Origin of the sequence: Kosakonia pseudosacchari (assembly GCF_015167415.1) — a bacterium.
Lineage (GTDB): Bacteria > Pseudomonadota > Gammaproteobacteria > Enterobacterales > Enterobacteriaceae > Kosakonia > Kosakonia pseudosacchari.
In genome coordinates this window covers 210,074-229,459 of record NZ_CP063425.1, presented here as the reverse complement: position 1 = coordinate 229,459, position 19,386 = coordinate 210,074, and the positions used below count along the sequence as shown (strand labels likewise).

Annotated in this window: 11 protein-coding genes, 6 tRNA genes and 3 rRNA genes; 4 read left to right on the top strand and 16 right to left on the bottom strand. The window is 52.8% G+C overall.

The features are described from left to right. Positions 1-52: 52 nt before the first annotated feature. The 5 genes from tuf to IP581_RS01080 all read right to left on the bottom strand — a co-directional run bounded on the left by tuf (position 53) and on the right by IP581_RS01080 (position 1,788). Positions 53-1,237, bottom strand: coding sequence for an elongation factor Tu (tuf, locus tag IP581_RS01100; RefSeq protein ID WP_017460031.1), 1,185 nt, complete (start codon positions 1,235-1,237; stop codon positions 53-55). Between the two features lie 113 nt (positions 1,238-1,350). After that, positions 1,351-1,426 (bottom strand) — tRNA-Thr (locus IP581_RS01095). 6 nt (positions 1,427-1,432) lie between these two features. After that, positions 1,433-1,507 (bottom strand) — tRNA-Gly (locus IP581_RS01090). A gap of 112 nt (positions 1,508-1,619) precedes the next feature. Next, a tRNA-Tyr gene (locus IP581_RS01085) sits at positions 1,620-1,704 on the bottom strand. An 8-nt stretch (positions 1,705-1,712) separates the two neighbouring features. Beyond that, positions 1,713-1,788: transfer RNA gene (locus tag IP581_RS01080), tRNA-Thr, on the bottom strand. Positions 1,789-2,122: 334 nt separating this feature from the next. On the opposite strand from IP581_RS01080, the gene IP581_RS01075 reads away from it, so the two are divergent. Together IP581_RS01075 and coaA are read left to right on the top strand one after the other, a co-directional pair. Next, on the top strand, positions 2,123-2,671 hold the full coding sequence (locus IP581_RS01075) for a GNAT family N-acetyltransferase (RefSeq protein ID WP_193821560.1): 549 nt from the start codon (positions 2,123-2,125) through the stop codon (positions 2,669-2,671). 203 nt (positions 2,672-2,874) lie between these two features. Continuing rightward, positions 2,875-3,825, top strand: coding sequence for a type I pantothenate kinase (gene coaA, locus IP581_RS01070; protein ID WP_017460033.1), 951 nt, complete (start codon positions 2,875-2,877; stop codon positions 3,823-3,825). Between the two features lie 31 nt (positions 3,826-3,856). Here coaA and birA read toward each other — a convergent pair whose 3' ends face one another. From birA to pepQ, 11 genes are all read right to left on the bottom strand, one after another. After that, on the bottom strand, positions 3,857-4,819 hold the full coding sequence (gene birA, locus IP581_RS01065; protein WP_086868029.1) for a bifunctional biotin--[acetyl-CoA-carboxylase] ligase/biotin operon repressor BirA: 963 nt from the start codon (positions 4,817-4,819) through the stop codon (positions 3,857-3,859). Further along, the gene (murB, locus tag IP581_RS01060) at positions 4,816-5,844 is read right to left on the bottom strand and encodes a UDP-N-acetylmuramate dehydrogenase (RefSeq protein WP_193821559.1); all 1,029 of its coding nucleotides are present in this window, start codon (positions 5,842-5,844) and stop codon (positions 4,816-4,818) included. The genes birA and murB overlap by 4 nt, the downstream gene beginning before the upstream one ends. A 124-nt stretch (positions 5,845-5,968) precedes the next feature. Then, positions 5,969-6,084, bottom strand: a 5S ribosomal RNA gene (rrf, locus tag IP581_RS01055). Positions 6,085-6,181: 97 nt separating this feature from the next. Continuing rightward, positions 6,182-9,089, bottom strand: a 23S ribosomal RNA gene (locus IP581_RS01050). Positions 9,090-9,268: 179 nt separating this feature from the next. After that, positions 9,269-9,344, bottom strand: a tRNA-Ala gene (locus IP581_RS01045). 108 nt (positions 9,345-9,452) lie between these two features. Then, a tRNA-Ile gene (locus IP581_RS01040) sits at positions 9,453-9,529 on the bottom strand. A gap of 71 nt (positions 9,530-9,600) precedes the next feature. Further along, positions 9,601-11,140 (bottom strand): 16S ribosomal RNA (locus IP581_RS01035). The 16S, 23S and 5S rRNA genes sit together here with 2 tRNA genes alongside, the layout of an rRNA operon. A gap of 378 nt (positions 11,141-11,518) precedes the next feature. After that, the gene (hemG, locus tag IP581_RS01030) at positions 11,519-12,061 is read right to left on the bottom strand and encodes a menaquinone-dependent protoporphyrinogen IX dehydrogenase (RefSeq protein ID WP_193821558.1); all 543 of its coding nucleotides are present in this window, start codon (positions 12,059-12,061) and stop codon (positions 11,519-11,521) included. A gap of 11 nt (positions 12,062-12,072) precedes the next feature. Beyond that, positions 12,073-13,524: a Trk system potassium transporter TrkH gene (gene trkH / locus IP581_RS01025; protein ID WP_020456050.1), complete on the bottom strand. Its 1,452-nt coding sequence runs from the start codon at positions 13,522-13,524 to the stop codon at positions 12,073-12,075. Positions 13,525-13,565: 41 nt separating this feature from the next. After that, positions 13,566-14,180 carry an IMPACT family protein gene (locus IP581_RS01020; RefSeq protein ID WP_193821557.1) on the bottom strand — a complete coding sequence of 205 codons (615 nt, stop codon included), beginning with the start codon at positions 14,178-14,180 and terminating at the stop codon, positions 13,566-13,568. Next, the gene (pepQ, locus tag IP581_RS01015) at positions 14,180-15,511 is read right to left on the bottom strand and encodes a Xaa-Pro dipeptidase (RefSeq protein ID WP_097401943.1); all 1,332 of its coding nucleotides are present in this window, start codon (positions 15,509-15,511) and stop codon (positions 14,180-14,182) included. Before pepQ ends, IP581_RS01020 begins: the two co-directional genes overlap by 1 nt. Positions 15,512-15,700: 189 nt before the next feature. Here pepQ and fadB point away from each other — a divergent pair, with 189 nt between their 5' ends. Both fadB and fadA read left to right on the top strand, forming a co-directional pair. Continuing rightward, positions 15,701-17,890: a fatty acid oxidation complex subunit alpha FadB gene (gene fadB / locus IP581_RS01010; protein ID WP_193821556.1), complete on the top strand. Its 2,190-nt coding sequence runs from the start codon at positions 15,701-15,703 to the stop codon at positions 17,888-17,890. Positions 17,891-17,899: 9 nt separating this feature from the next. Further along, positions 17,900-19,063 (top strand): acetyl-CoA C-acyltransferase FadA, encoded by a 1,164-nt coding sequence (gene fadA / locus IP581_RS01005; protein ID WP_193821555.1) that lies wholly within the window; start codon positions 17,900-17,902, stop codon positions 19,061-19,063. The last annotated feature ends 323 nt before the right edge of the window (positions 19,064-19,386 follow it).

Here is a 19,386-nt window from a genome sequence, read left to right as displayed (position 1 = left end):
GGGCATCAAATGATGCCCTCTTCTTGCGCATTGCGTCAAATGTTATCAGCGATTAGCTGAGAACTTTTGCTACAACGCCCGCGCCAACGGTACGGCCGCCTTCACGGATTGCGAAACGCAGACCATCGTCCATCGCAATCGGGTGAATCAGGGTAACAACCATTTTGATGTTGTCGCCCGGCATTACCATCTCTACGCCTTCCGGCAGTTCGATGGTGCCAGTCACGTCGGTTGTACGGAAGTAGAACTGCGGACGGTAGCCTTTGAAGAACGGAGTATGACGGCCGCCTTCATCTTTGGACAGAATGTACACTTCAGATTCGAATTTGGTGTGCGGCTTGATGGAACCCGGCTTAGCCAGTACCTGACCACGTTCGATTTCTTCACGTTTGATACCACGCAGCAGAACACCTACGTTCTCACCAGCACGGCCTTCGTCCAGCAGTTTGCGGAACATTTCAACGCCGGTACAGGTGGATTTCGCGGTGTCTTTGATACCAACGATTTCAACTTCTTCACCCACTTTGATGATACCGCGCTCTACACGACCGGTAACAACGGTACCACGACCGGAGATGGAGAATACGTCTTCGATCGGCAGCAGGAACGGCTTGTCAATCGCACGCTCTGGTTCCGGAATGTAGGAATCCAGGAAGCCAGCCAGTTCGATGATTTTCGCTTCCCACTCTGCTTCGCCTTCCAGCGCTTTCAGAGCAGAACCACGAACGATCGGCGTGTCGTCGCCCGGGAAATCGTACTGAGACAGCAGTTCACGAACTTCCATCTCTACCAGTTCCAGCAGCTCTTCGTCATCAACCATGTCACATTTGTTCAGGAACACGATGATGTACGGAACGCCTACCTGACGACCCAGCAGGATGTGCTCACGGGTCTGCGGCATCGGGCCGTCAGTCGCAGCAACAACCAGGATCGCGCCGTCCATCTGCGCAGCACCGGTGATCATGTTTTTAACATAGTCGGCGTGGCCCGGGCAGTCTACGTGTGCGTAGTGGCGAGTCGGGGTGTCATATTCAACGTGAGATGTGTTGATGGTGATACCACGAGCTTTTTCTTCCGGCGCGTTATCGATCTGGTCGAATGCGCGAGCAGAACCACCGTAGGTTTTTGCCAGAACGGTAGTGATTGCAGCAGTCAGCGTTGTTTTACCATGGTCAACGTGGCCGATAGTACCGACGTTAACGTGCGGTTTTGTACGTTCAAACTTTTCTTTAGACATCGATTGTCCCTCTAAGACACGGATAAATCGGTGATATCACCACATCAACCAGGCAACATGCCCGACTCGTTGAATGCTAATAACAGAAGAGAAACCAGGGAGGAGAAGTGAAGTGGTGCTGATACCCAGAGTCGAACTGGGGACCTCACCCTTACCAAGGGTGCGCTCTACCAACTGAGCCATATCAGCACGTCTTGGAGCGGGCAGCGGGAATCGAACCCGCATCATCAGCTTGGAAGGCTGAGGTAATAGCCATTATACGATGCCCGCATCCTGAAACTCGGCTACCCAGTACTTTCTGTATTATCGGGAGAAGACACTCTCCCAAAGAGCTGATTCACTACTGACACCAACTCAGGTTACGTTTTAGCGTAACCGAAAATGGTGGTGGGGGAAGGATTCGAACCTTCGAAGTCTGTGACGGCAGATTTACAGTCTGCTCCCTTTGGCCGCTCGGGAACCCCACCGGACTTGATGGTGCCGACTACCGGAATCGAACTGGTGACCTACTGATTACAAGTCAGTTGCTCTACCTACTGAGCTAAGTCGGCATCAAGTAGCGCGCATTCTAGGGAGACAGAGGGATTGATGCAACTAAAAAATTGCACAAAACGTTCTATCGCTCACATTTTGCGCGACAAGCCGAAGAAATGCTGTAATTTCATGCAACACCGTGGAAAAAACCACCATTTCTCTTGATTCATTCCTATCTATTCTCTCTACATCCACCCTCTGCTCAATACCTGTGTGGTCCCTTGCCAGTGCAATTGCATTATCGTGGTGCAAATCCATAGCCGCTTAAGCCGATTCCTCAGCGCTAAGGCGGGATTGTGAAATGGATCACTAATTGCATCTCCACTATTACACCCCAGCGGAGGCGTCATCATGAAGATTGTCTTGTTAAATGCAGCCACCTTGCCGGTCTATTGCCCGGAGCTTGCTCAATTGCTACTGGATGCATTGCACAGCGGCGCATCCGTGGCGTATCAACGTTCAATGAGCCAACAGGAAGCTGAAAGCAGTTTTTATCGCTTACGCAGTGAACTGGAAAAAGGCGAGCGACTCATCTGGATCGCGCGGGATGAACAGGGCGTTTCGGGCAGCGTCAGTCTGCAACTCAACATGCAACCTGAAGCCCTTAACCGGGGAACTATCAAACTTCTGCTGGTACATCGCCGCGCCCGACGCACAGGTGTTGGCAAGAAGCTCATAGCTGAGCTCGAGAAAGCAGCGTGTGCACGTCAGAGAGGTTTGCTATCACTTGAAGTGCTGGCAGGTTCTGCCGGAGAAGCGTTCTATCGCTCGCAAGGATATCGTTGTCTCGGTGAAGTGCCAGATTTTCTCTGCTCTGCGGACGGCTATTACCACCCGGCCGCCATATATTTTAAACGCTTATTTGCTGTAAATCAGATGGTTCGTTCTATTGCCAGCTAAAGTGAAGTGCGTGATGCTTTCTACGGAAAGCATCACCTCGACGCGATTTTTCATATTATTCCCTGTCATCTGGTGTTAACCTCCTGCCCATTGATCCCACTTATTTCAATAACGTCGTGCCATAGCATTATCTTTAGAGTCTCTCTCTTACTGCGCGCAGGAAGCCAACGCAGTGAGTGATAATGGCAGGCTAATAAAAGCTTATGAGTAAAAAAGAGCAAACGTTAATGACGCCTTACTTACAGTTTAATCGCAGCCAGTGGGCTGCGCTTCGCGATTCTGTCCCTATGACCTTAACTGAAGGCGAGATCGCGAGATTAAAAGGCATTAATGAAGACCTTTCTTTGGAAGAAGTTGCGGAAATATATCTTCCACTTTCCCGTTTACTCAATTTCTACATCAGTTCGAACTTACGCCGTCAGGCCGTTCTTGAACAATTTCTCGGCACTAACGGGCAGCGTATTCCTTATATCATCAGCATTGCCGGTAGCGTTGCTGTGGGCAAAAGCACCACCGCTCGCGTCTTGCAGGCACTGCTGAGCCGCTGGCCAGAGCATCGCCGCGTAGAACTCATCACGACCGATGGCTTTTTGCACCCAAACCAGGTGCTGAAGGATCGCGGTTTAATGAAGAAAAAAGGGTTTCCGCAATCGTATGATATGCACCGCCTTGTGCAGTTTGTTTCAGATATTAAATCGGGCGTGACTAATATCACCGCGCCGGTTTATTCGCATCTTATTTATGATGTGATCCCGGATGGGGATAAAACGATCTCGCAACCGGATATTTTAATTCTCGAAGGGTTAAATGTTTTACAAAGTGGGATGGATTACCCACACGATCCACATCATGTATTTGTTTCCGACTTTGTTGATTTCTCGATTTATGTAGATGCACCAGAAGACCTTTTGCAAACCTGGTATATCAACCGTTTCCTGAAGTTCCGCGAAGGGGCATTTACCAATCCTGATTCTTATTTCCACAACTACGCCAAATTGTCGGAAGCCGAAGCGATTGAGATTGCTATGTCATTGTGGAAAGAAATTAACGGGTTAAATCTTAAAGAAAACATCCTGCCAACCCGTGAGCGCGCTAGCCTGATTATGACAAAAAGCGCCAACCATGCAGTGGAGCAAGTTCGACTACGGAAATAAATAAAAAGGGAGCATTCATGCTCCCTTTTTATTATTCCGCGCTGCGAAGCGATATTTCTCCACCCACCCAAGGTTTAATAACGCCGTCTTGCTCAAGTAACAAAGCTCCCTGTGAATCAATCCCGCGGGAAATGCCAAAGATCTCTTTTTCACCAATAATCAACTTAACCGGGCGATTAATGAAATTATCCAGCGCTTCCCAGCGAGAGAGGAAAGGCGTTAGTCCCTCCTGCTCAAAGCGTTGCAAGGCGGTGCGAAGTTCAATGATCAAACGTGAAGCCAGTTGGTTGCGATCAATACGCACGCCAGCTTCCTGCAGATTAATCCAGCTCTGACTAATATCTTCTGCCTGTGTTTTACGCATCACAAGATTGACGCCAGCACCAATAACAATTTGTGCTGCATCGCCGGTTTTTCCCGTTAATTCGACGAGGATCCCTGCAAGTTTACGATCCTGTAGATAGAGATCATTTGGCCATTTGACCCGTACCTGCTCAGCGCCTAAATCGCGCAACACCTCGGCCATAACGATACCAATGACCAGGCTCAGACCAATAGCCGCTGCCGGCCCCTGCTCAAGCCGCCAGTACATGGAAATATAGAGGTTGGCACCAAACGGAGATACCCATTTGCGCCCGCGCCGCCCACGGCCAGCCTGCTGATATTCGGCAACACAGGCGTCACCGGAGCGCAAATCACTTAGGCGATCCAACAGATACTGGTTGGTTGAATCGATCACCGGAAGTACAGCAACAGAACCCTGCACGACCTGGCTACTGATAAAGGCTTCATCCAGTAGCTGAATGGGTTCTGGCAAGCTGTAGCCTTTTCCCGGCACGGTGAAGACATCTACGCCCCAGTCACGCAGCGTCTGGATATGTTTGTTGATGGCTGCGCGGCTCATGCCCAAACGCTCACCAAGCTGTTCGCCAGAATGGAACTCGCCGTCCGCCAGAATCGAAATCAGCGTTAATGGAACGGTATTGTCTTTCACGCAATAGCCTCCACCGCATTCACCTCGCCAGAACATCCTATAAAGCGCACTTCCGGTTCCAGCCAGATATCAAATTTATCGCCTACGCTCTGCCGGACAAAATGTGCGAGACGCACTACATCCTCGCTCGCTGCGTGGCCGGTGTTAATCAGTACTAAAGCTTGTAAGTGATGGACAGCAGCCCCCCCTAATGAGGTTCCTTTCAACTGGCATTGATCGATCAACCAGCCTGCTGCCAGCTTCACTGAACCATCTTCCTGTGGGTAATGCGGAGCATGAGGGAAACTTGCGAGCAGGGTGCGGGCTTGCTCAGCCGTGATCACCGGGTTTTTGAAGAAACTACCTGCGTTTCCGTTCACTTTAGGATCCGGCAACTTGCTGGTACGCATCTGGCAAACGGAATCGAAAACTTGTTGAGGCGTTACAGTTGCGGGATCCAGACGGGTTAAATCGCCGTAGGTCAACACCGGTTGCCAGGATTTTGCCAACCGCAATCCAACAGCAGTAATGGCATAACGATCCTGATACTCATGTTTAAAGATGCTATCACGGTAGCCAAAACGGCAGGCGTCTGCAGATAAACGCTGCGGCTTGCCGCTACTGAGCTCCATACAATCTACATAGCTGCAGACACGCTGTAACTCAACGCCGTAGGCACCAATGTTTTGGATAGGAGAGGAACCCACACAGCCTGGAATTAACGCCAGATTTTCCAGTCCCGGCATGCCTTTCTCGAGTGTCAATCGCACAAGGTTATGCCAGTTCTCTCCCGCACCGACATGCAAAAGCCATGCGTCCGCTTCTTCGTGAACGTCAATGCCTTTAATACGATTGATAATGACTGTTCCGGCAAAATCTTCCAGAAACAATACGTTGCTTCCTTCGCCAAGGATCAATACAGGCTGCTGGCTTTGTACTGCAGTCTGCCACGCATTGAGCAGTTGCTGCGTATTTTCGACACAAACAATGTGGTGAGCCTGGCGATCAATACCAAAGGTATTCCAGGGCTTAAGGGAGAGATTCATTAGCGCTATCCTGATGCAAAAACACGGCTAGTTTACCGCATCCGCAGGGTGAGTGCTTGTGCTGTTTCGCTGCATAAAAACGTAAAAAGGCCATCCGTCAGGATGGCCTCTTCACTTAATTGATGCCTGGCAGTTCCCTACTCTCGCATGGGGAGACCCCACACTACCATCGGCGCTACGGCGTTTCACTTCTGAGTTCGGCATGGGGTCAGGTGGGACCACCGCGCTGTTGCCGCCAGGCAAATTCTGTCTGTCAGAACGTTCTCACACTCTGACGTAATCTGTATCACGCTGAAAATCTTTTCTGTCTCTCACGCCAAAACACCTTCGGCGTTGTAAGGTTAAGCCTCACGGTTCATTAGTACCGGTTAGCTCAACGCATCGCTGCGCTTACACACCCGGCCTATCAACGTCGTCGTCTTCAACGTTCCTTCAGGAGCCTTAAAGGCTCAGGGAGAACTCATCTCGGGGCAAGTTTCGTGCTTAGATGCTTTCAGCACTTATCTCTTCCGCATTTAGCTACCGGGCAGTGCCATTGGCATGACAACCCGAACACCAGTGATGCGTCCACTCCGGTCCTCTCGTACTAGGAGCAGCCCCCCTCAATTCTCCAGCGCCCACGGCAGATAGGGACCGAACTGTCTCACGACGTTCTAAACCCAGCTCGCGTACCACTTTAAATGGCGAACAGCCATACCCTTGGGACCTACTTCAGCCCCAGGATGTGATGAGCCGACATCGAGGTGCCAAACACCGCCGTCGATATGAACTCTTGGGCGGTATCAGCCTGTTATCCCCGGAGTACCTTTTATCCGTTGAGCGATGGCCCTTCCATTCAGAACCACCGGATCACTATGACCTGCTTTCGCACCTGCTCGCGCCGTCACGCTCGCAGTCAAGCCAGCTTATGCCATTGCACTAACCTCCTGATGTCCGACCAGGATTAGCTGACCTTCGTGCTCCTCCGTTACGCTTTAGGAGGAGACCGCCCCAGTCAAACTACCCACCAGACACTGTCCGCAACCCGGATTACGGGTCCACGTTAGAACACCAGCCATTAAAGGGTGGTATTTCAAGGACGGCTCCACGCAGACTGGCGTCCACGCTTCAAAGCCTCCCACCTATCCTACACATCAAGGACCAGTGTTCAGTGTCAAGCTATAGTAAAGGTTCACGGGGTCTTTCCGTCTTGCCGCGGGTACACTGCATCTTCACAGCGAGTTCAATTTCACTGAGTCTCGGGTGGAGACAGCCTGGCCATCATTACGCCATTCGTGCAGGTCGGAACTTACCCGACAAGGAATTTCGCTACCTTAGGACCGTTATAGTTACGGCCGCCGTTTACCGGGGCTTCGATCAAGAGCTTCTCCTTACGGATGACCCCATCAATTAACCTTCCGGCACCGGGCAGGCGTCACACCGTATACGTCCACTTTCGTGTTTGCACAGTGCTGTGTTTTTAATAAACAGTTGCAGCCAGCTGGTATCTTCGACTGGTTTCAGCTCCATGAGCAAGTCACTTCACCTACGCACCAGCGTGCCTTCTCCCGAAGTTACGGCACCATTTTGCCTAGTTCCTTCACCCGAGTTCTCTCAAGCGCCTTGGTATTCTCTACCTGACCACCTGTGTCGGTTTGGGGTACGATTTCGTGTTACCTGGAGCTTAGAGGCTTTTCCTGGAAGCAGGGCATTTGTTACTTCAGCACCGTAGTGCCTCGTCATCACGCCTCAGTGTTAAAGCACTCCGGATTTGCCTGGAGCACACACCTTCACGCTTAAACCGGGACAACCGTCGCCCGGCCAACATAGCCTTCTCCGTCCCCCCTTCGCAGTAACACCAAGTACAGGAATATTAACCTGTTTCCCATCGACTACGCCTTTCGGCCTCGCCTTAGGGGTCGACTCACCCTGCCCCGATTAACGTTGGACAGGAACCCTTGGTCTTCCGGCGAGCGGGCTTTTCACCCGCTTTATCGTTACTTATGTCAGCATTCGCACTTCTGATACCTCCAGCAACCCTCACAGGCCACCTTCGCAGGCTTACAGAACGCTCCCCTACCCAACAACACATAAGTGTTGCTGCCGCAGCTTCGGTGCATGGTTTAGCCCCGTTACATCTTCCGCGCAGGCCGACTCGACCAGTGAGCTATTACGCTTTCTTTAAATGATGGCTGCTTCTAAGCCAACATCCTGGCTGTCTGGGCCTTCCCACATCGTTTCCCACTTAACCATGACTTTGGGACCTTAGCTGGCGGTCTGGGTTGTTTCCCTCTTCACGACGGACGTTAGCACCCGCCGTGTGTCTCCCGTGATAACATTCTCCGGTATTCGTAGTTTGCATCGGGTTGGTAAGCCGGGATGGCCCCCTAGCCGAAACAGTGCTCTACCCCCGGAGATGAATTCACGAGGCGCTACCTAAATAGCTTTCGGGGAGAACCAGCTATCTCCCGGTTTGATTGGCCTTTCACCCCCAGCCACAGGTCATCCGCTAATTTTTCAACATTAGTCGGTTCGGTCCTCCAGTTAGTGTTACCCAACCTTCAACCTGCCCATGGCTAGATCACCGGGTTTCGGGTCTATACCCTGCAACTTAACGCCCAGTTAAGACTCGGTTTCCCTTCGGCTCCCCTATTCGGTTAACCTTGCTACAGAATATAAGTCGCTGACCCATTATACAAAAGGTACGCAGTCACACCCCGAAGGATGCTCCCACTGCTTGTACGTACACGGTTTCAGGTTCTTTTTCACTCCCCTCGCCGGGGTTCTTTTCGCCTTTCCCTCACGGTACTGGTTCACTATCGGTCAGTCAGGAGTATTTAGCCTTGGAGGATGGTCCCCCCATATTCAGACAGGATACCACGTGTCCCGCCCTACTCATCGAGCTCACAGCCTGTGTGCTTTTGTGTACGGGGCTGTCACCCTGTATCGCGCGACTTTCCAGACGCTTCCACTAACACACAAGCTGATTCAGGCTCTGGGCTCCTCCCCGTTCGCTCGCCGCTACTGGGGGAATCTCGGTTGATTTCTTTTCCTCGGGGTACTTAGATGTTTCAGTTCCCCCGGTTCGCCTCATTAACCTATGGATTCAGTTAATGATAGTGTGACGAGTCACACTGGGTTTCCCCATTCGGACATCGCCGGTTATAACGGTTCATATCACCTTACCGGCGCTTTTCGCAGATTAGCACGTCCTTCATCGCCTCTGACTGCCAGGGCATCCACCGTGTACGCTTAGTCGCTTAACCTCACAACCCGAAGATGTTTCGTGAAACATCCGCGTGTCGCAAAAATTTGAGAGACTCACAGAACAGTTCGCACTGTTCAGTGTTTCAATTTTCAGCTTGATCCAGATTTTTAAAGAGCAAAACTTCGCAGCACACACAGAATGTGTACTCTGAAGTTTTCTTGGTTTCTGCAGTAAAGATGGTGGAGCTATGCGGGATCGAACCGCAGACCTCCTGCGTGCAAAGCAGGCGCTCTCCCAGCTGAGCTATAGCCCCATCGTAGTTAAATCCCGTATACCCGTAATTCATTCTGAGACAAGGCGGGGTGACGCGAAGCATACATCAGTATGTGAGCGTTGCCACAACGCAGTATCAGCATGAATTTGGTAGGCCTGAGTGGACTTGAACCACCGACCTCACCCTTATCAGGGGTGCGCTCTAACCACCTGAGCTACAAGCCTGCAGAGATTTTTACTGCTCGTTATTTCATCAGACAATCTGTGTGGACACTGCAGAGAACGGTTCTTTAAGGTAAGGAGGTGATCCAACCGCAGGTTCCCCTACGGTTACCTTGTTACGACTTCACCCCAGTCATGAATCACAAAGTGGTAAGCGCCCTCCCGGAGGTTAAGCTACCTACTTCTTTTGCAACCCACTCCCATGGTGTGACGGGCGGTGTGTACAAGGCCCGGGAACGTATTCACCGTGGCATTCTGATCCACGATTACTAGCGATTCCGACTTCATGGAGTCGAGTTGCAGACTCCAATCCGGACTACGACGCACTTTATGAGGTCCGCTTGCTCTCGCGAGGTCGCTTCTCTTTGTATGCGCCATTGTAGCACGTGTGTAGCCCTGGTCGTAAGGGCCATGATGACTTGACGTCATCCCCACCTTCCTCCAGTTTATCACTGGCAGTCTCCTTTGAGTTCCCGGCCGGACCGCTGGCAACAAAGGATAAGGGTTGCGCTCGTTGCGGGACTTAACCCAACATTTCACAACACGAGCTGACGACAGCCATGCAGCACCTGTCTCACAGTTCCCGAAGGCACCAAGCCATCTCTGGCAAGTTCTGTGGATGTCAAGACCAGGTAAGGTTCTTCGCGTTGCATCGAATTAAACCACATGCTCCACCGCTTGTGCGGGCCCCCGTCAATTCATTTGAGTTTTAACCTTGCGGCCGTACTCCCCAGGCGGTCTATTTAACGCGTTAGCTCCGGAAGCCACGCCTCAAGGGCACAACCTCCAAATAGACATCGTTTACGGCGTGGACTACCAGGGTATCTAATCCTGTTTGCTCCCCACGCTTTCGCACCTGAGCGTCAGTCTTCGTCCAGGAGGCCGCCTTCGCCACCGGTATTCCTCCAGATCTCTACGCATTTCACCGCTACACCTGGAATTCTACCTCCCTCTACGAGACTCAAGCCTGCCAGTTTCGGATGCAGTTCCCAGGTTGAGCCCGGGGATTTCACATCCGACTTGACAGACCGCCTGCGTGCGCTTTACGCCCAGTAATTCCGATTAACGCTTGCACCCTCCGTATTACCGCGGCTGCTGGCACGGAGTTAGCCGGTGCTTCTTCTGCGGGTAACGTCAATCAACACGGTTATTAACCGTATCGCCTTCCTCCCCGCTGAAAGTACTTTACAACCCGAAGGCCTTCTTCATACACGCGGCATGGCTGCATCAGGCTTGCGCCCATTGTGCAATATTCCCCACTGCTGCCTCCCGTAGGAGTCTGGACCGTGTCTCAGTTCCAGTGTGGCTGGTCATCCTCTCAGACCAGCTAGGGATCGTCGCCTAGGTGAGCCGTTACCCCACCTACTAGCTAATCCCATCTGGGCACATCTGATGGCAAGAGGCCCGAAGGTCCCCCTCTTTGGTCTTGCGACATTATGCGGTATTAGCTACCGTTTCCAGTAGTTATCCCCCTCCATCAGGCAGTTTCCCAGACATTACTCACCCGTCCGCCACTCGTCACCCGAGAGCAAGCTCTCTGTGCTACCGTTCGACTTGCATGTGTTAGGCCTGCCGCCAGCGTTCAATCTGAGCCATGATCAAACTCTTCAATTTAAAAGTTTGATGCTCAATGTTTCTTTATTTCTAAAGAAAAGAACTTCGTAATGAATTACGTGTTCACTCACTGAGACTTGGTATTCATTTTTCGTCTTGCGACGTTCAAGAATCCAGTCACCCTGAGTGCCCACACAGATTGTCTGATAAATTGTTAAAGAGCAGTGTCGCTTCGCTTTTTGCTGCGGCGCGGGTTGCGTATACTACGCTTTCCCGCCGTGAAGTCAACTGTTTATTTTCAGATTTCTTCACCTGACAGGCCGGTGTATTTGCCGTTGTGCCGTGTCAGTGGTGGCGCATTATAGGGCGTTAATTCCCGCTGACAAGCATAAATTTAAAAAAAGTTTTCGTTCGCTTAATTTTCAGTCGCAACGGCTGCTAATCGGCCGATTTGCACTTTAATTGAGCGATTTCGCGGGCAAAATTCGCCACATGCTGCCAGTCGGTATAGACAACTTCCTTAGTAGGATCCGTTTCGCCACCGGTCATCTTCATAATCAGTTGAATCATCAAGCGGTCATACCAACGATAATGGGGATAACGCAGCGCACCGGCAAATACCGCGCATTGATCTGGCTGCCACGGCGAAGAGAATAAAAATTTGCGCGTATAGCTATTAGTTTGCGGAGAACTTTTCTCAGGCTTACGCGCAACAAGGTTAACGGAGTAGAACGCGCTCGGTAGCGCATTCAACTGCTGCAGATGCTTTTTCACGAAGCTCGCCAGCGCCGGGTGGAAATGGCCGTAACGGATAGACGCGCCAATTACCACGCGCTCATAGTTATCCCATTCAATCTCTGGCGTACGGTTCAGGTTCACCACATCCGCATAAATACCGAGCTCTTTCAGCTCGGACGCCAGATAAGAGGCGATTTCCCTTGTTTGCCCATCCCGGGTCGAAAATAGAATCAATGTTTTCACGTCACACTCCCTTATTCGCGCCAGAAAGTTGGGGTAAACAGTACCAGCAATGTGAAGACTTCAAGGCGACCAAACAGCATATTCGCGATGAGGATCCACTTCGCCACCGGGTTCATACTCGCGAAGTTATCAGCAACGACGCCCAACCCCGGCCCCAGGTTATTCAGCGTGGCGACAACAGAAGCAAAAGCAGAAAAGTCATCCACGCCCGTGGCGATAATCGCCAGCATGCTGACAATAAACACCAGCGCATAGGCAGAGAAAAACCCCCATACCGCTTCAAGAATACGTTCCGGCAATGCGCGATTCCCAAGCTTGATGCTGTAAACCGCATTCGGGTGCACCAGACGTTTCAGCTCACGGTTACCCTGTTTGAACAGCAGCAATATGCGGATCACTTTCAAACCACCACCGGTAGAACCCGCACAGCCACCAATAAACGCCGAACACAATAGCAGCACCGGCAAGAACAGCGGCCAACGCGCAATACTGTCGGTAGTAAACCCGGCAGTGGTGGCCATCGATACCACCTGGAAGAAGGCCTGGTTCACCGTCGTCACCGCAGAGCTGTAAACGTCGTGGAACCACAGCACCACGGTGCAGATCACCACCAGCGTCAGTTGCACGCCAATAAACATTCTGAATTCAGGATCGCGCCAGTAAACTTTCAGGCTGCGCCCACTCAGTAAAGAGAAGTGCAGGCCGTAGTTACAGCCGGAGATCAATAAGAAAATAGCAATGATGGTGTTAATAGTTGGGCTATTGAAGTAACCCACGCTGGCATCATGTGTCGAGAAGCCGCCAATGGCGATGGTCGCGAAGCTATGCCCGATGGCGTCAAACGCGGGCATCCCGGCAAACCACAGCGCCAGCGCGCAAGCCACGGTCAGCAATACATAGATAAGCCACAGCGTTTTCGCCGTTTCGGCAATACGCGGACGCATTTTGTTATCTTTCAGCGGCCCGGGCATCTCCGCGCGGTAGAGCTGCATCCCCCCCACGCCCAGAATCGGCAGTATCGCGACCGCCAGGACAATGATCCCCATCCCGCCGAACCATTGCAGCATCTGACGGTAGAAAAGAATGGCATGCGGCAACGAGTCCAGCCCCACCAGCGTGGTCGCCCCCGTGGTCGTCAGGCCAGAGAAGGATTCAAAAAAGGCGTCGGTCACCGTCAGGTTCGGGCTTTCCGAGAAAATAAACGGCAGCGCACCCACACTTCCCAGCACGGTCCAGAACAGCACGACGATCAAAAATCCTTCGCGGGATTTCAGCTCCTTTTTCTCCCGACGGTTTGGCCACCACAGGATGGAGCCAATCACCAGCGCAGCGAAAAAGGTCTGGGTAAATGCACGACCCGCACCATCGCGGTAAATAAGGGCTACCAGACCGGGTAAGATCATCGTTCCGGAAAAGAGGATAACCAGCAGTCCAACGATTCGGGTTATGGCGCGAAATTGCATCTCTGCCGCTTCCTTAGGTGTTCAGAAAATCAGGTGGGGGATTATTCTTCAGTTTTTAACAATTGCAATGCGCCACGACTAAAATCAGCAAGCCTTGCTGAAAATGCGTCCAGTCTGCTGTGAGGAAGCGCCACTCGCAGATGTACGGAAGCCTGATACTCGCTTGCGACAATTTTCCCCTCAAATTGCCCAAGCAGCGTTTCAACTCCGGCGAGCTGTGCGTAATCGCACCACAAAGTATATTCGGTTAATGGCATTTTGCGGACGGTGGTTAACAGGCTTAACGCCTGCTGCACACCGCCACCGTAAGCTTTCACCAGACCACCGGTTCCCAGCAGCACGCCGCCATAATAACGGACCACTACGGCGGTAATTTCGCCGATACCGCTGCCCATTAACTGCGAGAGTATCGGTTTACCCGCCGTGCCCGCCGGTTCGCCATCATCAGAAAAGCCTAACTGCTGCGAATCATCCGGCGCGCCTGCGACCCACGCTACACAGTGGTGACGCGCGTCCGGATGTTCCGCCCGAACGGCGTCGACAAACGCTTTTGCCGCATCAACACCCTCTGTATGCGCCAGCAGCGTAATAAAGCGGCTCTTTTTGATCTCCTCGCTAAAGGTGACCGGTGCCGCCGGGATCAGCCAGCTCTCCATTACGCCAGCTTCTGGTCCCGCGTCATGTTTTCAATGCCGTTTTCGTGGATAACCACGTTATCTTCAATACGAATGCCGCCAAACGGTTTCAGCGCATCAATTTTTTGCCAGTTGAAGTGCTTGCTGAGCGGGCCATCGCGCCACGGCGCTAACAGCGACTCAATAAAGTAGATACCCGGCTCGATGGTCAGCACCATGCGCGGTTCCATCACACGCGTGCAACGCAAATAGGGGTATTTTGATGGCGCAGCCAGATGCGTACCGCTGTCATCTTGCATAAAACCGGCGACGTCATGCACTTGCAAGCCCAGCGGGTGACCAATACCGTGCGGCATAAACGGCCCGGTAATATCCTCCTCAACCATAGCTTCTTCACTGATATCGGTGATGATTTGGTGGCGACGTAATAGCTTCGCGATACGCTGATGGAACTGCACATGGTACTCCACGTAATTGACACCCGCTTTCATGGTGGCAATCAGCGCCAGTTGCTCATCATTAACGTCTTTCACCAGTTGCGCGTAATCGGTATCGCTGTTCGCCGCCCAGGTACGCGTCAGATCAGCGGCATAGCCGTTGTACTCCGCGCCAGCATCCAGCAAGAAACTGCGCATTTCCGCCGGTGCGCGGTGATCAAGCTTCGTATAATGCAGCACAGCGGCGTGTTCGTTCAGCGCCACAATGTTGCCATAAGGTACGTCTGTATCGCGATGGCCGGTGGCAGTCAGATAGGCGAGGTTGATGTCGAACTCGCTCATGCCAGACTGGAAGGCTTCATGCGCTGCGCGATGACCAATCACCGCCGTCTTCTGCGCTTCACGCATACACGCCAGTTCATAATCGGTTTTATACGCGCGGTAATAATGCAGATAATCGATCACCCCTTTCGGGTTGATATTGTTTGCCGCGATATCAAGGCTCAACGCACGTTCCGCAACAGGTCCAATATAAGCGATGTTGCCGCGCGCGGCTGGCAGTTGGCTGCCAATGCCGTCCGCTTTCGGCAATGCAATGACGTCAATTTCTTCGGTCCAGAAACTGGTCGGCAACGGTTCCACGTTATGCCAGTAGTCAACCGGCATGTAAAACCACAACTTCGGTTTATTCACGCCATCCACCAGCAGCCAACAGTTCGGCACCTGTGTTACCGGTACCCAGGCCTTAAATTGCGGGTTCACTTTAAACGGATAAGGATGGTCATCAAGAAAGACGTTAAACAACTCGCCGGAGTGAATAAGTAACGCGTCGAGTTTAAACCGCGCCAGCACATCACGCGTGCGTTCCTGCAAAGTAACAATATGATTTTTATAAAGTTCAGCCAGTGAGTCCATCGTTTTTCCTTCTGTTTCTTGTGACCTCAAGTTTTCGCATCTTAGCACACCTGCCCGCAACTGAGTGATTTCCGCCGAGCGTGATCGGCGCTGCATTTTTTTAATGAGTTATTTGCATTTTATTAACATAAAAACCACACTCCGCTTCATCTGGTACGACCAGATCACCGCTGGATTCAGGAGACTGACATGCTCTACAAAGGCAATAACCTGTACCTCGACTGGCTGGAAGACGGCATCGCAGAACTGGTGTTCGATGCGCCTGGCTCAGTTAACAAGCTTGATACCGCCACAGTCGCCAGCCTTGGCGAAGCGCTGGGCGTGCTGGAAAAGCAACCAGATTTAAAAGGGCTGCTGCTGCGTTCAGAAAAAGCGGCCTTTATTGTTGGCGCCGATATCACCGAATTCCTCTCTCTGTTCCTGGTGCCAGAAGAACAGTTGAGCCAATGGCTGCACTTTGCTAACAGCGTCTTTAATCGTCTGGAAGATCTGCCCGTTCCGACGATCTCCGCCGTGAATGGCTATGCCCTCGGCGGCGGCTGCGAATGTGTACTGGCGACAGACTACCGCTTAGCCACACCAGATCTGCGCATTGGCCTGCCGGAAACCAAACTCGGCATCATGCCGGGCTTTGGCGGCTCGGTGCGTATGCCACGTTTGCTGGGTGCCGATAGCGCACTGGAGATCATTGCCGCCGGGAAAGATGTCAGCGCGGAACAAGCGCTGAAAATCGGCCTGGTTGATGGCATCGTCAAACCGGAGAAACTGCGCGACGGCGCGGTGGCGATTCTGCGCCAGGCGATCAATGGCGATCTCGACTGGAAAGCCAAACGCCAGCCGAAGCTGGAGCCATTGAAGCTCAGTAAAATTGAAGCCGCCATGAGCTTTACCATCGCCAAAGGCATGGTGATGCAAACGGCCGGAAAACACTATCCGGCACCGATCACGGCGGTAAAAACCATTGAAGCCGCCGCCCGATTTGGCCGCGAGGAAGCGCTGAAGCTGGAAAACCAGAGCTTTGTTCCGCTCGCGCATACCAATGAAGCCCGCGCGCTGGTCGGGATTTTCCTGAATGACCAGTATGTGAAAGGCAAAGCGAAGAAACTCACCAAAGAGACTGAAACGCCAAAACATGCCGCTGTGCTGGGCGCGGGCATTATGGGCGGCGGTATCGCTTACCAGTCGGCCTGGAAAGGCGTGCCGGTATTAATGAAAGATATCAATGAGAAATCTCTCGCGCTTGGCATTAATGAAGCGGGCAAGTTACTGAATAAGCAGCTTGAACGCGGCAAGATTGATGGTCTGAAGCTGGCGAGCGTGATTGCAACTATTCAGCCGACGCTGGAATACGCTGGTTTTGAGCGTGTCGATGTGGTGGTGGAAGCGGTCGTTGAAAACCCGAAAGTGAAAAAAGCGGTACTGGCAGAAACAGAAGACAAGGTTCGCGCCGATACCGTGTTGGCCTCTAACACCTCGACGATTCCTATCAGCGAACTGGCAAGCGTGCTGAAGCGTCCGGAGAATTTCTGCGGTATGCACTTCTTTAACCCGGTACACCGGATGCCGCTGGTTGAAGTGATCCGTGGCGAGAAAACCTCCGATGAGACCATCGCGAAAGTGGTGGCCTGGGCGAGCAAAATGGGCAAAACGCCGATTGTGGTCAATGACTGCCCCGGCTTCTTTGTAAACCGCGTGCTGTTCCCCTATTTCGCCGGTTTTAGCCAGTTACTGCGCGATGGCGCGGATTTCCGCAAAGTCGACAAAGTGATGGAAAAACAGTTTGGCTGGCCGATGGGCCCGGCTTATCTGCTCGATGTCGTCGGCATTGACACCGCGCATCATGCGCAGGCCGTGATGGCGGCTGGATTCCCGCAGCGGATGCAGAAAGATTATCGCGATGCGATTGACGCCCTGTTTGATGCAAATCGCTTTGGGCAGAAAAACGGCCTCGGTTTCTGGCGCTATAAAGAAGACAGCAAAGGCAAACCGAAGAAAGAAGAAGACAGCGCCGTGGACGCCATGCTGGCGGAAGTCAGCAAAGGCAAACAGGATTTCAGCGACGATGAAATTATCGCCCGTATGATGATCCCGATGGTCAACGAAGTGGTGCGTTGCCTTGAGGAAGGCATTATCGCCAGCCCTGCAGAAGCGGATATGGCGCTGGTTTACGGCCTGGGCTTCTCTCCGTTCCACGGCGGCGCGTTCCGCTGGCTGGATACACTCGGCAGCGCGAAATACCTCGATATGGCGCAGCATTATCAACATCTTGGCCCGCTGTATGAAGTCCCGGCCGGGCTGCGTGAAAAAGCGCGTCACAACGAACCTTACTATCCTGCGGTTGAACCTGCGCGCCCGGTGGGCGATTTGAAAACGGCTTAAGGAGTCACAATGGAACACGTTGTCATTGTCGATGCGATTCGCACCCCGATGGGCCGTTCAAAAGGCGGCGCATTTCGCAATGTTCGGGCAGAAGATCTTTCCGCTCACCTGATGCGCAGCCTGCTGGCGCGTAACCCGGCGCTGGACGCGAGCGCTATCGACGACATTTACTGGGGCTGTGTACAGCAGACGCTGGAGCAGGGTTTTAACATTGCCCGTAACGCCGCGCTGCTGGCTGAGATCCCACATTCTGTACCCGCCGTAACGGTTAACCGTCTGTGCGGCTCCTCAATGCAGGCGTTGCACGACGCGGCACGCATGATCATGACCGGCGATGCGCAGGTCTGTATGGTCGGCGGCGTAGAACATATGGGTCATGTACCGATGAGCCACGGCGTGGATTTCCATCCGGGTATGAGCCGTAACGTCGCAAAAGCGGCGGGAATGATGGGGCTGACCGCTGAAATGTTATCGCGCATGCACGGCATCAGCCGTGAAATGCAGGATGCCTTCGCCGCTCGCTCCCATGCTCGCGCCTGGGCCGCGACGCAATCCGGTGCCTTCAAAGCCGAGATCATCCCTACCGGCGGTCATGATGCGGACGGCGTACTGAAACAGTTTACCTATGACGAAGTGATCCGCCCGGAAACCACGGTTGAAGCGCTATCAACGCTGCGCCCGGCCTTTGATCCGGTCAGTGGCACCGTTACCGCTGGCACCTCTTCGGCGCTGTCAGACGGCGCATCGGCAATGCTGGTGATGAGCGAGAGCCGCGCCCGTGAGCTGGGTCTGAAGCCGCGCGCGCGTATTCGTTCGATGGCGGTTGTTGGCTGCGATCCGTCGATCATGGGCTATGGCCCGGTTCCGGCTTCTCAACTGGCGCTGAAAAAAGCCGGATTGACCGCCAGTGATATCGATCTGTTTGAGATGAATGAAGCCTTTGCCGCCCAGATCCTGCCGTGTATTAAAGATCTGGGCCTTATGGAGCAGATCGATGAGAAGATCAACCTCAACGGCGGCGCGATCGCTCTCGGCCACCCACTGGGCTGCTCCGGGACACGTATCAGCACCACGCTGCTGAACCTGATGGAACGCAAAGACGCACAATTTGGTCTGGCGACCATGTGCATCGGGTTAGGTCAGGGGATCGCCACGGTGTTTGAACGCGTTTAGCGCTTCAGGCAGGAAAAGGATCAGCCCCGAAACGATGGGTGCCAGAGTAAGCTGGCTGTTGAGTAAATCCCCGCAAGCATAGCCAACTGTGTGACCGGGGTGCACACAAGCCGCTAATTCCGCTATGGCACCAGGGGCAAAGAAAAAGTTTAGTTGCCGTTCTTCCCGCCTGTCAGGGGCGGGTTTTTTATTTCTGTTATTCGGCAGGCAGCCACGGCAGAGAGAGCGATAGCAAAGACGCTGGTGACAATTCAAGACGGCAATAAATCAATCCCCGGCAGCATAGCGAACTATGTGACCGGGGAGAATGAAGCCAACCAACG